Origin of the sequence: Acinetobacter sp. AND/436 (assembly GCF_049546925.1) — a bacterium.
Classification (GTDB): domain Bacteria; phylum Pseudomonadota; class Gammaproteobacteria; order Pseudomonadales; family Moraxellaceae; genus Acinetobacter; species Acinetobacter indicus.
In genome coordinates, this window is sequence record NZ_JBMXBO010000018.1 from 19,259 (window position 1) to 35,197 (window position 15,939).

Annotated in this window: 17 protein-coding genes; 8 read left to right on the forward strand and 9 right to left on the reverse strand. The window is 46.6% G+C overall.

The window, feature by feature from the left end:
• Positions 1–32: 32 nt before the first annotated feature.
• From rluB to ACPEPR_RS12375, 6 genes are all read right to left on the reverse strand, one after another.
• Positions 33–1,073: a 23S rRNA pseudouridine(2605) synthase RluB gene (rluB, locus tag ACPEPR_RS12350; protein WP_005175954.1), complete on the reverse strand. Its 1,041-nt coding sequence runs from the start codon at positions 1,071–1,073 to the stop codon at positions 33–35.
• 41 nt (positions 1,074–1,114) lie between these two features.
• Positions 1,115–1,681, reverse strand: a complete 567-nt coding sequence (scpB, locus tag ACPEPR_RS12355) for an SMC-Scp complex subunit ScpB (protein WP_370459243.1) — start codon at positions 1,679–1,681, stop codon at positions 1,115–1,117.
• Between the two features lie 20 nt (positions 1,682–1,701).
• A complete protein-coding gene (locus tag ACPEPR_RS12360; protein WP_016659867.1) occupies positions 1,702–2,496 on the reverse strand; it encodes a segregation and condensation protein A in 795 nt (264 codons plus the stop codon).
• 264 nt (positions 2,497–2,760) lie between these two features.
• Positions 2,761–3,042, reverse strand: coding sequence for a hypothetical protein (locus ACPEPR_RS12365; protein WP_423562507.1), 282 nt, complete (start codon positions 3,040–3,042; stop codon positions 2,761–2,763).
• Between the two features lie 32 nt (positions 3,043–3,074).
• Positions 3,075–3,692: an L-threonylcarbamoyladenylate synthase gene (locus ACPEPR_RS12370; RefSeq protein ID WP_423562508.1), complete on the reverse strand. Its 618-nt coding sequence runs from the start codon at positions 3,690–3,692 to the stop codon at positions 3,075–3,077.
• An 84-nt stretch (positions 3,693–3,776) separates the two neighbouring features.
• Positions 3,777–4,439, reverse strand: a complete 663-nt coding sequence (locus ACPEPR_RS12375) for an elongation factor P hydroxylase (protein ID WP_423562509.1) — start codon at positions 4,437–4,439, stop codon at positions 3,777–3,779.
• Positions 4,440–4,536: 97 nt separating this feature from the next.
• Between ACPEPR_RS12375 and ACPEPR_RS12380 the strand changes: the two genes are divergently transcribed.
• The 6 genes from ACPEPR_RS12380 (at position 4,537) to lysM (ending at position 8,251) form a co-directional block, all read left to right on the forward strand.
• Positions 4,537–5,094, forward strand: a complete 558-nt coding sequence (locus ACPEPR_RS12380; protein ID WP_005175975.1) for a YceD family protein — start codon at positions 4,537–4,539, stop codon at positions 5,092–5,094.
• A gap of 76 nt (positions 5,095–5,170) precedes the next feature.
• Entirely contained in the window at positions 5,171–5,356 is a 186-nt protein-coding gene (gene rpmF, locus ACPEPR_RS12385; protein ID WP_005175977.1) for a 50S ribosomal protein L32, read from the forward strand.
• A 192-nt stretch (positions 5,357–5,548) separates the two neighbouring features.
• The gene (gene fabD, locus ACPEPR_RS12390; protein ID WP_075167567.1) at positions 5,549–6,526 is read left to right on the forward strand and encodes an ACP S-malonyltransferase; all 978 of its coding nucleotides are present in this window, start codon (positions 5,549–5,551) and stop codon (positions 6,524–6,526) included.
• On the forward strand, positions 6,523–7,257 hold the full coding sequence (fabG, locus tag ACPEPR_RS12395) for a 3-oxoacyl-ACP reductase FabG (RefSeq protein WP_045796367.1): 735 nt from the start codon (positions 6,523–6,525) through the stop codon (positions 7,255–7,257). Before fabD ends, fabG begins: the two co-directional genes overlap by 4 nt.
• A gap of 83 nt (positions 7,258–7,340) precedes the next feature.
• Complete coding sequence (gene acpP / locus ACPEPR_RS12400; RefSeq protein ID WP_001279871.1) at positions 7,341–7,577, forward strand: acyl carrier protein; 237 nt, start codon at positions 7,341–7,343, stop codon at positions 7,575–7,577.
• 197 nt (positions 7,578–7,774) lie between these two features.
• Positions 7,775–8,251: a peptidoglycan-binding protein LysM gene (lysM, locus tag ACPEPR_RS12405; protein WP_005175989.1), complete on the forward strand. Its 477-nt coding sequence runs from the start codon at positions 7,775–7,777 to the stop codon at positions 8,249–8,251.
• Positions 8,252–8,399: 148 nt separating this feature from the next.
• Here lysM and ACPEPR_RS12410 read toward each other — a convergent pair whose 3' ends face one another.
• The 3 genes from ACPEPR_RS12410 to ACPEPR_RS12420 form a co-directional block, all read right to left on the reverse strand.
• Positions 8,400–9,683, reverse strand: coding sequence for a ribonucleotide-diphosphate reductase subunit beta (locus ACPEPR_RS12410; protein WP_005175999.1), 1,284 nt, complete (start codon positions 9,681–9,683; stop codon positions 8,400–8,402).
• 141 nt (positions 9,684–9,824) lie between these two features.
• Positions 9,825–9,956, reverse strand: coding sequence for a preprotein translocase subunit YajC (locus ACPEPR_RS12415; protein WP_075167566.1), 132 nt, complete (start codon positions 9,954–9,956; stop codon positions 9,825–9,827).
• Positions 9,957–10,105: 149 nt separating this feature from the next.
• Positions 10,106–12,937: a ribonucleoside-diphosphate reductase subunit alpha gene (locus tag ACPEPR_RS12420; RefSeq protein ID WP_075167565.1), complete on the reverse strand. Its 2,832-nt coding sequence runs from the start codon at positions 12,935–12,937 to the stop codon at positions 10,106–10,108.
• Between the two features lie 596 nt (positions 12,938–13,533).
• Here ACPEPR_RS12420 and bfmR point away from each other — a divergent pair.
• Entirely contained in the window at positions 13,534–14,250 is a 717-nt protein-coding gene (gene bfmR, locus ACPEPR_RS12425; protein WP_168395937.1) for a response regulator transcription factor BfmR, read from the forward strand.
• Positions 14,251–14,283: 33 nt separating this feature from the next.
• Positions 14,284–15,939, forward strand: coding sequence for a sensor histidine kinase BfmS (bfmS, locus tag ACPEPR_RS12430; RefSeq protein ID WP_163146073.1), 1,656 nt, complete (start codon positions 14,284–14,286; stop codon positions 15,937–15,939).

Below are 15,939 nucleotides of genomic sequence, written 5' to 3' on the forward strand. Positions count from 1 at the left end.
CCACTCAATTGAGTGGCTTTTTGCTAGGCAGCTTAAAACTTTCTAAAGCTTTTGTTGCCAAATGGTTTGCGTGGCGCATGTTCATCACGCTCTTGACGGCCAAAGCTGTTGCCATTTGGGTTATCACGGCGGGCAAAGTGTGTGCCATTCTGGTTTTCACGACGTTCACGATTGCCAAAGTTATCATCACGCGGGCCGCGGGTTGAAGACGTTGGCGCTGCTTCATTGTCACGGCGCTGCTGACGCAAGAAACCACCGCGACGTGCTGCCATCGGTTTTTCCTGCATACGTTCATTACGGCGTTTAGCCATACCGTACAGACCGGTTCCCTGACGTGGTTTCAGCTCAACCGCTTTGGTCAGGTTGTCGATGTCGTTCTTGTCCAGTTCCATCCAGCGGCCGGTACGCAGTTCACGTGGCAGAATTACGGTGCCATAACGGGTACGTAGCAGGCGGCTAACTTTTAAGCCCTGAGATTCGAAAATACGACGTACTTCGCGGTTACGACCTTCTTTTACCACCACCTGATACCAGCGGTTGATACCATCACCACCAATTTCAGAGAAGGATTCAAATTTGGCCGGGCCATCATCCAGTACCACGCCACGTAGCATGTTGTTACGGATTTGTGGTGTGACTTCACCCATTACACGGACCGCATATTCACGCTCAATTTCATTGGATGGGTGCATCAGGCGGTTTGCCAGTTCGCCATCATTGGTGAACAGTAACAGACCGGTCGAGTTGATATCCAGACGGCCGACCATCACCCAGCGATCATTGGCGATTGATGGTAAATGATCAAACACGGTCGGGCGTTGTTCCGGATCGTTACGTGAACAGATTTCACCTTCCGGTTTGTAGTAAATCAGCACACGGCGACGGATTTCATCTTCAATCTGGAAGCTGACTTTACGACCATCGATACGAAGCTCATCGCCTGGTTCAATACGCTCACCCACCTGGGCCACTTGGCCATTGACACTTACACGACCAGCGGCAATGACTTCTTCCATATAACGGCGAGAACCCAAACCAACGCGTGCCAGTACCTTTTGCAATTTTTCACTCATGACAGCATAACCTTAGAAATTATCATCAACAGTTCACCTATTCACGATCTCGGTGCCTGGGCATCGAGGTGCATGAAAGCTTCCTTGGCATCCTGCAGGGGAGGCAATTGACCGACAGAGGTCAGGCCAAATGCATTTAAAAATTGTGGCGTTGTGACTAACAACGCGGGTCTTCCAGGGAGTTCCCGGAAACCGGATTCCTTAATCCAGTTCCAGTCAAACAACGTTCTGAGAATCTGACTGTTGTTTGATACTCCGCGAATCTGTTCAATATCTGCTCGGGTCACCGGTTGATGGTAAGCAATCACAGCCAGTGTTTCGAGTAAAGACGGGGATAAACGGGTTGGTCGTTCCGGCCAGGCCTGTGCAATCAGGGTACGATATTTGGCCCGTACCTGAAAACGGAAACCTTGCGCAGTTTCAACCAGTTCAATAGACCGGCCATGTTGCAGCATGGCCAGTTGTTGTAAAAAGACTTTTAATTCTGCCTTACTATAGCGTGCCTGAAATGCTTCTTTCAGACGTGCCAGCGATACCGGTGCATCACTGGCAAAAATAATGGCTTCTAGCTGCATCAGCACTTCATGATGCTGTTCATCACTGGACATGTTAAGGGTTTGCTCTGACATTAGGCCTGTGCTCCCTGAATGGCCAGCGGTGCTTCGACACCACTGGCAACAATTGCCACTTTTTGCTGACGGGTCAGTTCCAGAATCGCCATAAACGTTACCACCATGCCCATACGGCCCTGGCTCGGCTTGAGCAGCTCGGCAAACGCTAGCACTTCACCGCTTTGCAGCTTTGCTTCAATATAGGCAATCCGTTCTTCCAGTAACACCGGTTCCTGCTGAATTTGGTGAATCACTGGTTCGGGGCGGTTAAATACACAAAATAGCGCATCACGTAACAGGCTGGCCTCATGACCTTCATTGCTATACGCCACTTGGCCCAGACTGACATGGGTATTAAAGGTATCACGCTCTAACACCGGCATTTGCCCCAGACGTTCAGCCGCCTGTTTAATCCGTAAATAATTTTCCAGCCGGTCAATTAGTTCCTGCTTTGGATCTTTTTCCAGCTCGCTGATGGCTTTGGGTTTCGGCAGCAGCAAACGCGATTTTAAATCGGCCAGCAGGGCAGCCATCACCATATAATCTGCGGTCAGCTCAATATTCAGGGATTTCATCGCATCCATATAAGCCAAATACTGAGAGGCAATCGGTGCGATATCAACCTGTAGCAGGTCAAAGCCGTTTTTTTGAATCAGGTAAATCAGAAAGTCGAGCGGGCCTTCGAAATGCTCTAACAGAATTTCAAATGCTGCAGGAGGAATATATAAATCCTCAGGAATCGTCTCTTGCCACTCATCCAAAACGCGGATGTGCGGGACTTGGTCCATAGCAGGATGCACAGATTGATTCATTACAGTTTTAGGCCACGCGAATTTTCAAAGGCATGAAAAGAGCTTTACATTCGATCTCACATCGAAAAGAAAGCATGGAGTTAATTGCGCGTAGTTTAATGGAAATTGACCATGAAATAAATTACCCAAATGACTAAAAGCGAAAAAAAGCAAAAGTAGATGGCAATCCTGCAGCGAAAAAGCAGGAAAAATCACGTTCAATTGGAAGATAGGGTCTTAAAGCGCATACAGATGAGGGTTTTAGCAAGAAAAGCTTAACTCCGATCAAGCACGTGATAAAGCGGACTGCTCAAGCTGTTCCAGCACTTGCTGACACATTTCACGGCTGCACAGGTTCTGGCGGCCTAATCTTAAGGACAGGATATAGGCCTCTTCAACACTCGACAGCAGATGATATGCCTGTTGTTCGATAGAGAACACGACAGCCGGGTTGGGTATTGCATCCAGCAGTAGAACCTCAGCTTCCAGAGACCAGGGCTGAGTCGCATAGATTAGCTGGCTTTTTGGAAACTCGCGAAGGTTGAGCAACAGATAAAATAAATCCATACCGTTTCCTCCTGAGGTGGCGCTGAGCGCCGTTATTCAAACGCACTCACATCACCAATACCACGACGGATAATTTCCGGCTGATCACCAGATAAATCGACAATACTGGTGGTGGTTAAAGTCCCCAGGCCACTATCAATAAACACATCAATGCGTTTACCAAGCTGCATTTCAATATCATAAGGATCATCCAGTGGATCATCCTGCCCCGGTAAAATCAGGGTGGAGGTCAAGAGCGGTTCATCCAGCTCTTTCAGTAACATTTGGCAAACCGGATTGCTCGGAATACGCAGGCCAATGGTTTTCTTTTTCGGGTGCATCAGACGGCGTGGCACTTCACTGCTGGCCGGTAAAATAAAAGTGGTCACTGCCGGGGTATTGTTTTTTAGCAGGCGATACATGGCATTATCGACCTTGGCATAAGTGGCAATATCGGACAGGTCACAACATAAAATTGCATATTGATGTTTAGGGCTAAGACCACGAATCTGAGCAATCCGTTCCATGGCTGCTTTATTCCCAATCTGGCAGCCAATGGCATAGGCTGCATCGGTAGGATAGACCACCACATCGCCGGCACGAATCCGTTCTACTGCCTGGCTAATTAAACGGGGCTGAGGATTTTCAGGATGAACTCTTAAATGCAGCATATTCTTTTCTCCTGATCTGATGATGATTCGCTTTTCAGACCATTGTACAAAGCCCTGTGTATCCAGAGCGTTGATTTATGTAATTTAATCAAGCATTTCTCTTGAAAACTCATCGCTATGTAAGCTTTTGCCATGCCGGGTACATAAACAGATACAGTCAATAAAGCGTTTGGCATCGCGTGGCAGTTTGGCTTCACCACGAAAATAACGCTGTACCTGGGCATAAACATTGTCTTTAAAGCAGGCACCATCGCCGCCTTCACCGGTCAGGTTATCTAAAGAAACCCGGAATTTGCGTCCAAATGCAGTGGCAAACATCCATTCAATCGCTTGCGGCTTGATTTCGACCTGCTCAAACAGGGCCTGCTGCTCAGCCGTGCGGCCATCGGGGGCATACCAGTAGCCTAAATCGGGCTGTTTACGGCGTTCCTCACCGGCAATGGTCCAGTGACTGATTTCATGCAGGGCACTGTTAAAGAAACCATGCGCAAACTGGATGCGAGCAGGGGTGTCTGCGGTGGCGGGAAAATACTCCGGTTCAAAATCACCAAGCACCAGGTTGACATTGTGGTGGGAAAACCAGTGATTAAAGTGTAAGATGAGCCAATCGACGTATTCTGATTCTGTCGATAATTTCAACCAGTCCGAGAGTTGCACTTGGTCAGGTGAAATGTCAGAATCGAGCGTTGAAAGTGTGCTAACGAGTGATGAAACATTCACTTCTGTTTGCGGCTGCAACAGATGCATGACTTAATTTACCCAATTGGTCTGTCTAAATAAGTACAAAATTGTATCTTAATCTTTGACAGAGTACTGATGAATTTGTAGAATTGCCGCCTTAATTATGTCAGCAAATACCTTTCCGGCACAGATTGAGCCGTTTAAATGGGCTGAACAGGGCTTTACATGGTCAGGTACCCTGCCATTGTCTCGCTTTGCTCGTATTGCTCGTGAAGCTGTTGGATCAATTGATGATCAATTGATTAACATAGACTGTAAGCTATCAATGGATGCCTATCATCGCATTGCATGGCTAGATGGTCACGTTGAAACACAAGTTCCAATGGAATGCCAGCGCTGTCTGGATACTGTGGAAATTGACCTTGTTTTAGACTTCCATTTAGCGCTTGTAGATGATGAGTCACTGATAGAGCGCTTGGATGAGGATGCTGATTTCATTGTTCTGGGTGAAAGTGAAGCAACCAGCAAAGGTGATTATGATTCACCGGCGACGGCTGATTTACTCGCACTTATAGAAGATGAACTGTTATTGTTGCTGCCTTTGTCGCCTAAGCATGACGCTTGCGAACACAAGCATCAACCTGCCGTTCAGAACGATGTCGAAGAAAAACGGGATAATCCGTTTGATGTTTTGGCAAGTTTGAAGGGTAAACTTAACTAAAAATTATGTTATAATTTTGCGTTAAGACAACTGAATTTGTTCTGATCCATTTTTTCGATCTTTGTAAGGAGCCATCATGGCCGTTCAGCAAAACCGTAAAAGTCGCTCTCGCCGTGACATGCGCCGTTCACATGACGCTTTAACCGAGAATGCATTAACTGTAGACCAAGCTACTGGTGAAACTCATCGTCGTCACCACGTATCTAAAGATGGTATCTACCGTGGTCGTCAATTATTCGCTAAAGCAGCTGATGCTGAATAATTGTTGACAAGCATTAAGCGTCAAGCTTAGTGGAAAAAATGGGAGCGTAAGCTCCCTTTTTTTGTTGTTTTTCGCAATTACTTCACCCGAAAAATAGTGTTAAATTTTCGCACCAACGATCAGCTTACATAAAAAAGAACTGTTGAAGGGGCGTACCCTGTTTAAAACAGCTCTACACGAAAGGATTTTTATATGTCTGCTACACGATTCGAGCAAGCGACAAAAACTGCATTTGTGTTTCCTGGACAAGGTTCACAAAAAGTCGGCATGCTGGCAGAACTTGCAGAACAGTTTGCTGGTGTGCGTGAAACTTTTGCGGAAGCATCGGCCGCAATCGGTTTTGATTTATGGCACATTGCGCAAAGTGGTGAAGGTTTAGATCAAACAGAATTTACCCAGCCGGTTTTATTGACCGCCAGTATTGCATTGTGGCGTGTCTGGCTGGAGCTGGGTGGTGTAGCACCCAAATATCTGGCTGGCCACTCTCTGGGCGAATACAGCGCGCTGGTAGCGGCTGGTGCGTTATCACTGGGTGATGCCGTGAAGCTGGTCAATCTGCGTGGCAAACTCATGCAGTCGGCTGTGCCACAAGGCCAGGGCGCTATGGCGGCCATTTTGGGTCTGGAAGATGCCAAAGTGATTGAACTGTGTGCGCAAGCTACCGCACAAGGCACCGGTTCAGTTGAAGCAGCCAACTACAATGCCCAAGGTCAGGTGGTAGTTGCTGGTGATAAAGCAGCGGTAGATGCAGTCATCGCACTCGCCAAAGAAAATTCAGCCAAAGCTATTGCGCTTCCGGTGTCAGTGCCATCGCACTGTTCACTGATGAAACCGGCTGCAGAACAGTTCGCACAAGCTTTGGAACAAACTGCCATTGAGCTACCAAGCATTCCTGTAATACAAAATGTGGGCGCAGCTGTAGCAACTGATGTTGCTCAATTGCGTCAGGCTTTGACTGCTCAATTGTATCAGTCTGTGCAATGGACAAACACCATGCAGTACCTGCAAGACCAGGGCATTCAGTACATTGTTGAATGTGGTCCAGGAAACGTATTGGCGAACCTTGCAAAACGCTTACCTCACATAGAAAAAGCATTCCCGATTGACAGTAACAGTCGTCTGGAGGATGCCTTAAATGCCATTTTAGTGGCTGAAGGGAAAATTGCATGACACAAGAACGCAAAGTCGCATTGGTGACAGGTGCAAGCCGAGGGATTGGTGCAGCCATCGCTCAGCAGCTTATTCAAGACGGTTATTTTGTGGTTGGGACAGCAACTTCTGAAGCAGGTGCAGAAAAACTGAGCACAGGCTTTGGTGAACAGGGTGCGGGTAAAGTCCTGGATGTTCGTAATGGCGAGGCAATTGATGCGCTCATTTCGGACATCGAACAAAACTATGGTCCGGTACTGGTCTTGGTGAACAATGCCGGTATTACCAAAGATAATTTGTTACTGCGTATGTCTGAAGATGACTGGGATGATATCCTCAACATTCATCTGAAAGCCGTTTACCGTTTGTCTAAACGTGTACTGAAAGGCATGACCAAAGCGCGTTTCGGTCGCATTATTAATATTAGTTCAGTGGTGGCACACTTTGCCAATCCGGGACAGGCCAACTACTCTGCGGCCAAAGCAGGGATTGAGGCATTTAGCCGCAGCCTGGCCAAGGAAATGGGCAGCCGTCAAATTACGGTTAACTCTGTTGCACCCGGTTTTATTGCAACAGAAATGACCGAACAGTTAAGTGAAGAAATTCGCAAAAAAATGAGTGAGCAAGTGGCATTAAACCGTTTAGGTGATCCACAAGATATCGCCAATGCAGTGAGTTTCTTGGCTTCTGACAAAGCAAGTTACATCACTGGTACAGTGTTACATGTAAATGGTGGTTTATACATGAATTAAGCTCATGTATAAACTTTCAAAAACTTATAGATTCAATTAAACTAACGGCATTAAAAACGCCACAAGCAATGAGGAGAATTCCTGTGAGCGATATCGAACAACGCGTTAAACAAGCGGTTGCTGAACAACTTGGTCTTAAAGCTGAAGAGATTAAAAACGAAGCATCTTTTATGGATGACTTAGGTGCAGACTCTCTGGACCTGGTTGAACTTGTAATGTCTTTCGAAAATGATTTCGACATCACAATTCCTGATGAAGATTCAAACGAAATTACAACTGTTCAATCTGCAATTGACTATGTGACTAAAAAACTTGGTTAATTAAAGATTTTTAGCAGATGCTAAGAAAAGCCACCCTTTTGGGTGGTTTTTTTATGGCCGGCCGAAATTACATAAGCTTACTTTTATCTAACCAAGCGCAACGCTCTCCTGTGTATTTTTTCGTTATAAAAAGAAAGCACGCAATTCCAAATGATTGATAAAAATCAATTGCATCAAATAAAAGCTGGAGAATAACAATGGGACTTTTTGATTTTGTAAAAGGTATTGGTAAGAAAAACACTGCCCCGGCAGAGCAACAACCGGCTGCACCAGCGGCCCCAGCAGAACCGTCTGCACAGGAAATGGCCAATAAATTATTAGGACATATTAAATCTTTAGGCTTGCCAATTACGGGCCTTTCTGTGAACTATAATGGCAAGACCGATTTAGCCACGATTAAAGGGCAGGTACAAAGCCAGGCCGATCGTGAGAAAATTGTACTGGCGGTGGGCAATATTGATCATGTCGCGCAAGTGGATGATCAGATGACTGTGGCAACGCCAGAACCAGAAAGTAAATTCTATACAGTTAAATCAGGCGATACCCTGTCTAAAATCTCAAAAGAATTTTATGGTGATGCTAATCAGTATAATAAAATCTTTGAAGCCAACCGTCCTTTGTTAAAAGATGCGGATGATATTTTCCCTGGACAGGTGTTACGTATTCCGGCTTAAAGATTCAGAATTTTTATAAAAAGACGCGTATCGCGTCTTTTTTGTATTCAAGAGGGTGCGAATTTATATTTTTTATTCGCAGATGAATTCAGCTTATTTATAGTGCTGAAAAAATTAAACCCTCTTCGGAGGGTTTAATCATAAACTTTTACCAGCTCAACGCACCGCCCGTCTGATAATCCGTTACACGCGTCTCGAAGAAATTCTTCTCTTTACGCAGATCCATCATCTCAGACATCCAGGCAAACGGGTTGGTCACACCGCTAAACTGCTCAGGTAAGCCCAACTGGCTTAAACGGCGGTTACAGATGAACTTCAGATATTCTTCCATCATGCCAGCATTCATACCCAATACGCCACGTGGCATGGTGTCACGCGCATATTCAATCTCAAGCATGGTGCCTTCAAGAATCATTTGAATCACTTCTTGCTGGAACTCAGCGGTCCACAAGTGCGGGTTCTCGATCTTGATCTGGTTGATCATGTCGATACCGAAGTTCAAGTGCATTGATTCATCACGCAAGATGTACTGGAACTGTTCCGCCACACCATTCATCTTGTTACGACGGCCCATTGACAGGATTTGCGTGAAACCGCAGTAGAAGAAAATACCTTCAAGTACGCAGTAGAATGCAATCAGGTTACGCAGCAAAATCTGGTCGTTTTCAGGCGTACCGGTTTTGAAGGTTGGGTCGCTTAAAGACTGGGTGTATTTCAAGCCCCAAGCTGCTTTACGTGCGACTGATGGTACTTCACGGTACATGTTGAAGACTTCGCCTTCATCCATGCCCAAAGATTCGATACAGTACTGATACGCATGCGTATGAATCGCTTCTTCAAACGATTGACGCAAGATGTACTGACGGCATTCCGGGTTAGTGATGTGACGGTAGATCGCCAGAACCAGGTTATTGGCCACCAGTGAGTCAGCAGTCGAGAAAAAGCCCAGTGAACGCATCACGATGGTACGTTCATCTTCAGTCAAGCCATTTTCAGACTTCCACAACGCGATGTCGTGGTTCATGTTGATTTCTTGTGGCATCCAGTGGTTGGCACAACCATCCAGATATTTTTGCCAAGCCCATTCGTATTTGAACGGCACCAGCTGGTTTAAGTCAGCGCGGCAGTTGATCATACGTTTGTCATCAACCTGTACGCGTCCTGCACCCATTTCCAGCTCTTCCAGGCCAGGCGCCACGTCAAGCTGTTCTAGGGAAGCAGATGCTCTTGCCAGCGAATCGGTTGAATTTGCTGATCCGCTTCGAGGGGTTGCAGCGGGTTGTGCAGCTGCCACATGCGTCTGTGGTTGCTCTGCAGCAGGTACCACTTGCGGATTAGCCGCTTTTTGCGGTTCGACGGGCGTAGGCTGGTGTTCAGGAGCAGCCGGTTTTTGCGAATCATCTTCGAAATCGTCCCAACTTAGGATAGACATATCAATTCTCTCTTCGTTGCTTTATATCTTTTATTGGACATCTCACGACGAAGGGGAGATGTCTTACTATACGCTTAATTTGTGAAAGCAAAATTAAGTTTTGCCGATGCTTGTTCTAAAAATGTACGTAGAACACGATCCTCAAGACTTATTTTGCTTTCGCTTCTGTTTGCGAATGGCCAAAAAGGCATAGACCATCGGCGTGTAAAAGAAAATAAAGGAAAAGACCAGAACCGCGAGTCCTAACATATAGTTATGAGTCATAGGAGGCATGGTCTTTTCCTGTGTTATTTTCAAATACTTTGGAATCCGCCCCAAACCCCTCCTTTAATAAAGAACGGGCTTCCCGCATATCGAATCTGATTTTGGGAAGTCCCCCTTTGGAAAAAGGGGGATTTAGGGGGACTTTTATCAAGCGAAGCTTACTGACAAGCCTCACAATCCGGGTTGTCAATTGAACATGCCATTGGCACTGGTGCCGCCTGTTCAAAACCTTCTTCCGCTGCTGGAGCTGCTGCAGGTGCAGTTTCCTGTGCCACTGCTGCAACCGGCGCCGCAACTGTGGTTGGTTTTACTGCATTCAGTGCGCCCGTGTTAATGGTTGATTTCTCAGCCGATGTTGCACCTAAAGCACGTAGATAATACGTCGTTTTCAGACCACGTAACCAAGCCATCTTATAAGTGATGTCCAGTTTTTTACCATTTGCACCAGAGATGTAAAGGTTCAGTGACTGTGCCTGATCAATCCATTTCTGACGACGAGATGCAGCATCCACAATCCAGCGCGGCTCAACTTCAAACGCAGTCGCGAAGATGGCTTTCAGCTCTTCAGGAATACGCGAAATCTTTTGTACTGAACCTTCGAAGTGTTTCAGGTCGTTGACCATTACCGCATCCCATAGGCCGCGTTCTTTCAAGGCACGTACCAGGTAAGGGTTGATCACAGTGAACTCACCAGACAGATTTGATTTCACATACAGGTTCTGGAAGGTTGGCTCAATCGATTGAGACACGCCACAGATGTTAGAAATAGTTGCTGTTGGTGCAATGGCCATCACGTTCGAGTTACGCATACCGTCTTTTTGAACTTTGGCACGTAAAGTGTCCCAGTCCAGACGTTGGGTACGATCAACTTCAAACATGCGCTCAGGACGGGTTTTCGCTACCAGCTCTAAAGAGTCGATTGGTAAAATACCCTGATCCCATAATGAACCTTTGAAGGTTTCATAGGTACCACGCTCAACCGCCAGATCACTTGAGGTTTGAATTGCGTAGTAAGAAATCACTTCCATTGATTCATCAGCAAAATCAACTGCTGCATCAGAACCGTAGGCGATGCCCATTTCGTACAGTGCATCCTGGAAGCCCATGATCCCCATACCTACCGGACGGTGACGCAGGTTCGAGTTTTTCGCCTGTGGTACCGCGTAGTAGTTGATGTCGATCACGTTGTCGAGCATACGTACCGCAGTTTTGATGGTACGTGCCAGTTTTTCATGATCCAGCTTGCCACCTTGAACGTGCTGTACCAGGTTAATTGAACCCAGGTTACAGACCGCGATTTCATCTTTGCTGGTGTTCAGGGTGATTTCTGTACACAGGTTAGATGAGTGCACCACGCCCACGTGTTGTTGTGGTGAACGCAGGTTACATACGTCTTTGAATGTAATCCACGGGTGGCCGGTTTCGAACAGCATCGACAGCATTTTGCGCCATAAGTCTTTGGCACGTACTTTCTTGTGCAGCAGGTTCTGTTCTTTCGCTACCGCTTCGTAATGCGTATAGCGCTCAGTGAAGGCCTGTCCAGTCAGATCATGCAGGTCTGGTGTTTCAGATGGCGTGAACAGGGTCCATTCTGCATCTTCAAACACACGTTGCATGAATAAGTCAGGGACCCAGTTCGCTGTGTTCATGTCATGGGTACGACGACGGTCATCACCGGTGTTCTTACGCAGTTCCAGGAATTCTTCAATGTCTAAGTGCCAGGTTTCAAGATAGGCACAGACCGCACCTTTACGCTTACCACCCTGGTTCACCGCAACCGCAGTATCGTTCGCGACTTTCAGGAACGGTACCACACCTTGTGATTTACCGTTGGTCCCTTTGATGTAAGAGTTCAGGGCACGAACTGGAGTCCAGTCATTACCTAAACCGCCTGCCCATTTAGACAGCATTGCGTTATCACGCATTGCGCCATAAATATCGTACAGGTCATCACCAATGGTGGTGAGGTAACAGCTAGATAACTGCGGACGTAGCGTACCTGAGTTAAACAGGGTAGGCGTAGAAGCCATGTAGTCGAAGCTCGACAACAAGTTATAGAACTCAATTGCACGTTCTTCTTTGTTGTCTTCGTTCAGCGCCAGACCCATAGAAACGCGCATGAAGAACAATTGTGGCAATTCGAAACGGATACCATCTTTATGGATGAAGTAACGGTCGAATAACGTCTGTAAACCAAGATACGTAAACTGGTTAGAACGTTCTGGCTGAATGGCAGCGGCCAGTTTTGCCAGATCAAAGTTCAGCAGGTCTTCTGACAGCAGCTCCAGCTCGATACCTTTTTTCAGGAAGGTTTCCAGAGCTTCGCCTTCAGGGGTTTCTACTGGTAGACCCAGGAACTCCAGGCCTGTTGCCACTAAGTCATTACACAGCAGGCGCGCAGTAACGTAAGTATAGTTTGGTTCCTGTTCAATACGGGTACGCGTCGCCATCATCATGGTGGTTGAGATGTCTGACTCTTTTACGCCGTTGTACAGGTTTTTCACGGTTTCATCGACAATGGCCTGAACATCAATGCCTTCAAGACCTTCAGCTGCAGTGGTGACGGTTGCTGTCAATGCACTTAAATCCAGTGGCTTTAACTGGCCCTGGCTGTCAGTGATCTGTAAGGTCGGGTGATGGTTGGCACCCATCTGCTTACGTGCTTCAGAACGTTGTTCGCGATAGATGACATAAGCACGAGCAACTTTCTGTTCGCCTGTACGCATAAGCGCAAGCTCAACCTGGTCCTGAATTTCTTCAATGTGAATGGTGCCGCCTGATGGTAAACGACGCTTAAACGTGTTCAGAACCATTTCAGTCAGTTGTTCGATACGGTCATGAATACGGCTGGAATCGGCGCTTTGCTGACCTTCAACCGCCAGGAAAGCTTTACCAATCGCTACAGAGATTTTTTCTGCATCGAAAGGGGCCACTTCACCGGTGCGTTTAATCACCTGAAGTTGACCGGGTGTGGATGTGATTACGCTCATGTCAGCATAGCTCCATTGTCATCTATTGTTATGTTTATAGACCATTGAACCGGGCAAAAAATAGGCCACAGTGTTTGAGGAATAAACACAAGACTTAGTGGTTTAAAATTGAATTGAACACAAGATACGGGAAATTTTAGGGTAGATCAATATTGACTTTTCTTTAAAATTTTTGGCGTTTTTTGGATAAAATCTTTTGCAAAAAAATTCCCGATTTGTCCATTCGGCTATAAGCCTTATCGGACACGGGCATAGCATAACAAAGCCGGCATAATCTGCTTATAGATAAACTTGTGGATAACTAAAAATCTCTTTGAACAGTCAGTCACATTCTGATCAATGGCCAAAAGCTGCAAAAAAATTGTACATTTTAAAAAGATTTATGTTGTTGAATTCATGGAATTCAGTTAAAAAAGAGAAAAGTATAAGGAATTCAATAATTAATAAAAATATAACAAAAAGCTACTTTGATGTATCAGTTTAGTGAATAGCATCTTGTTTACAATGTAAACGTGTGTATATTGCAGAATATATTTCGACGTATCTCCCGGATTTTAAAAGGATAGAATACGTTTAATCAAATAAAGGGGCAGTTCATGAGCCAAGAAGAAAAGTTACCAAAAATTTTAATTGTTGAAGATGATGAGCGTCTGGCACGTTTAACCCAGGAATACCTGATCCGTAACGGACTGGAAGTGGGTGTTGAGCCAGATGGGAACCGTGCCATCCGCCGTATTATCGCGGAGCAGCCAGATTTAGTGGTGCTGGATGTAATGCTGCCGGGTGCAGACGGTTTGACCATTTGCCGCGAGATTCGTCCACATTATCATCAACCGATTCTGATGCTCACTGCACGTACCGAAGATATGGACCAGGTTCTGGGTCTGGAAATGGGTGCAGATGACTATGTCGCCAAGCCGGTTCAGCCACGTGTTCTGCTGGCGCGTATTCGTGCCTTGCTGCGCCGTACTGACAAAGCCCCTGAAGATGAAGTGGCACAGCGTATCGAATTTGATGACCTGGTCATCGACAATGGTGGCCGCTCAGTAACCTTGAATGGTGAACTGGTCGATTTCACCAGCGCAGAATATGACCTGCTCTGGTTACTGGCTTCGAATGCTGGCCGTATCCTGTCACGTGAAGATATTTTCGAACGCCTGCGCGGTATTGAATATGACGGTCAGGACCGTTCAATTGACGTGCGTATTTCGCGCATCCGTCCAAAAATTGGCGATGACCCGGAAAATCCAAAGCGTATTAAAACTGTACGCAGCAAAGGATACTTATTTGTCAAAGAAACGAATGGTATATAATCGTCGCACGTATCTGAGATAGGACGGTTTTTCGTGTTCAAACACAGCATATTCTTGCGGATTTATGCAGGATTGGTGATTCTGGTGGCATTGGTGGCCGTGTTTGGCTATCTGCTGGTTCAGATCATTAACTATCAGCGCGCGCAAGAATATCGTGAATCCCTGACCGATGGTATGGCCTATATCATTAGTGAAGGGGTGGCGCGACAACCCAATGAGCAGCAAAAGCAGGACTGGATTTCAGATGCCTCGGATTTGCTGGAACTGCCCATCTATTATATTGCTGCCGATAAGGTCGAGCTGTCACGGGCCGAACTGAAACGGATTAAAGAGCGTAAGGCTGCGGTACGTTACGATGCAGAAACGACCACAGCCTATATTATTATGGGTCTGAAAAATGACCCGGAACACTATCTGTATATCAAGGCCGATGAAATTACCGAACGGCAAATGAAGGCATTGCCGATCTTTATTCTGGATTATCTGGTCTATTTCCCGGGACAGGAAAAAGAGTATCTGGCCCGTATCCAGGATCAGTTTTCTTATCCTATCGACATTCAGAACATTGCTGATTTACCGCTCGACTCCGAGCAAATTGGCCGTTTAAGGCTGGACCACAGCATTATCCTGTATCGGGATAATGCCAGCGTACGTGGCACCACCATCTCCATTATTTCACCAATGCCGAATTCACCATCCGAGGTGCTGGTACTTGGTCCGGTCCCGCTGTTTAACTGGATGCCATTCCAGCTGGCGGCCGGGATTACCTTGCTGAGTCTGTTTATTCTGAGTCTGGGCATTTATGGCCTGATTCTGCCGATGCAGCGCAAAATCCGTGAAGTAAATTTCGCCCTGAACCGTATGAAAACCGGCGATTTAAACCTGCGTTTACCCATTGATGGTTCAGATGAAATGGCCAGTCTGGCCTCCAGCTATAACAGCATGTCCGATCATATCCAGCGTCTGATTGAAGCCCAGCGCGAGCTGATGCGCGCGGTATCGCATGAACTGCGTACCCCGGTGGCGCGGATTCGTTTTGGGATGGAAATGCTGGCCGAAGAAGATGATTATGAATACCGGATTCAGCAGCTGGACATGATTGATAAAGACATTGAAGCGCTGAATACCCTGATTGACGAGATCATGACCTATGCCAAACTGGAGCAGGGCATGCCATCGTTAGAAATTGAAAAAGTGGTGCTGTTTGATGTATTGGATCAGGTGGTCAATGAAACTAATGCGCTGAAAACCGGTAAGGACATCCAGCTGCAAACCATGTCGACCAGTCTGGAAGTCGATGCCGAGCGCCGTTATTTACACCGCGTGGTGCAGAACTTGGTCGGGAATGCGGTGCGTTATTGTGACCACAAGGTACTGGTCAGCGGTGGCGTGACTGCACAAGGCGTGGCTTATGTCTGTGTGGAAGATGATGGGCCGGGCATTCCAGAAGAAGACCGGAGCCGCGTATTTGAAGCCTTTGCCCGTTTAGATGATAGCCGTACCCGTGCCTCTGGTGGTTATGGTTTAGGCCTGTCGATTGTCAGCCGGATTGCCTACTGGTTTGGCGGCAAGATTGAGGTGGATCAGAGCACCACTTTGGGCGGTGCACGTTTTATTATGTCCTGGCCGGCGCAGCGCTTTAGCAAGTCGCGTAAAAAGCAGGGCAATAAAGAAGGGCTGGAATCTTAA

What these genes read in the sequence shown, in the direction of transcription:
- rluB (WP_005175954.1), bottom strand. Translation starts at nt 1,073, where the DNA reads ATGAGTGAAAAATTGCAAAAGGTACTGGCACGCGTTGGTTTGGGTTCT.
- scpB (WP_370459243.1), bottom strand. Translation starts at nt 1,681, where the DNA reads ATGTCCAGTGATGAACAGCATCATGAAGTGCTGATGCAGCTAGAAGCC.
- ACPEPR_RS12360 (WP_016659867.1), bottom strand. Translation starts at nt 2,496, where the DNA reads ATGAATCAATCTGTGCATCCTGCTATGGACCAAGTCCCGCACATCCGC.
- ACPEPR_RS12365 (WP_423562507.1), bottom strand. Translation starts at nt 3,042, where the DNA reads ATGGATTTATTTTATCTGTTGCTCAACCTTCGCGAGTTTCCAAAAAGC.
- ACPEPR_RS12370 (WP_423562508.1), bottom strand. Translation starts at nt 3,692, where the DNA reads ATGCTGCATTTAAGAGTTCATCCTGAAAATCCTCAGCCCCGTTTAATT.
- ACPEPR_RS12375 (WP_423562509.1), bottom strand. Translation starts at nt 4,439, where the DNA reads ATGCATCTGTTGCAGCCGCAAACAGAAGTGAATGTTTCATCACTCGTT.
- ACPEPR_RS12380 (WP_005175975.1), top strand. Translation starts at nt 4,537, where the DNA reads ATGTCAGCAAATACCTTTCCGGCACAGATTGAGCCGTTTAAATGGGCT.
- rpmF (WP_005175977.1), top strand. Translation starts at nt 5,171, where the DNA reads ATGGCCGTTCAGCAAAACCGTAAAAGTCGCTCTCGCCGTGACATGCGC.
- fabD (WP_075167567.1), top strand. Translation starts at nt 5,549, where the DNA reads ATGTCTGCTACACGATTCGAGCAAGCGACAAAAACTGCATTTGTGTTT.
- fabG (WP_045796367.1), top strand. Translation starts at nt 6,523, where the DNA reads ATGACACAAGAACGCAAAGTCGCATTGGTGACAGGTGCAAGCCGAGGG.
- lysM (WP_005175989.1), top strand. Translation starts at nt 7,775, where the DNA reads ATGGGACTTTTTGATTTTGTAAAAGGTATTGGTAAGAAAAACACTGCC.
- ACPEPR_RS12410 (WP_005175999.1), bottom strand. Translation starts at nt 9,683, where the DNA reads ATGTCTATCCTAAGTTGGGACGATTTCGAAGATGATTCGCAAAAACCG.
- ACPEPR_RS12415 (WP_075167566.1), bottom strand. Translation starts at nt 9,956, where the DNA reads ATGCCTCCTATGACTCATAACTATATGTTAGGACTCGCGGTTCTGGTC.
- ACPEPR_RS12420 (WP_075167565.1), bottom strand. Translation starts at nt 12,937, where the DNA reads ATGAGCGTAATCACATCCACACCCGGTCAACTTCAGGTGATTAAACGC.
- bfmR (WP_168395937.1), top strand. Translation starts at nt 13,534, where the DNA reads ATGAGCCAAGAAGAAAAGTTACCAAAAATTTTAATTGTTGAAGATGAT.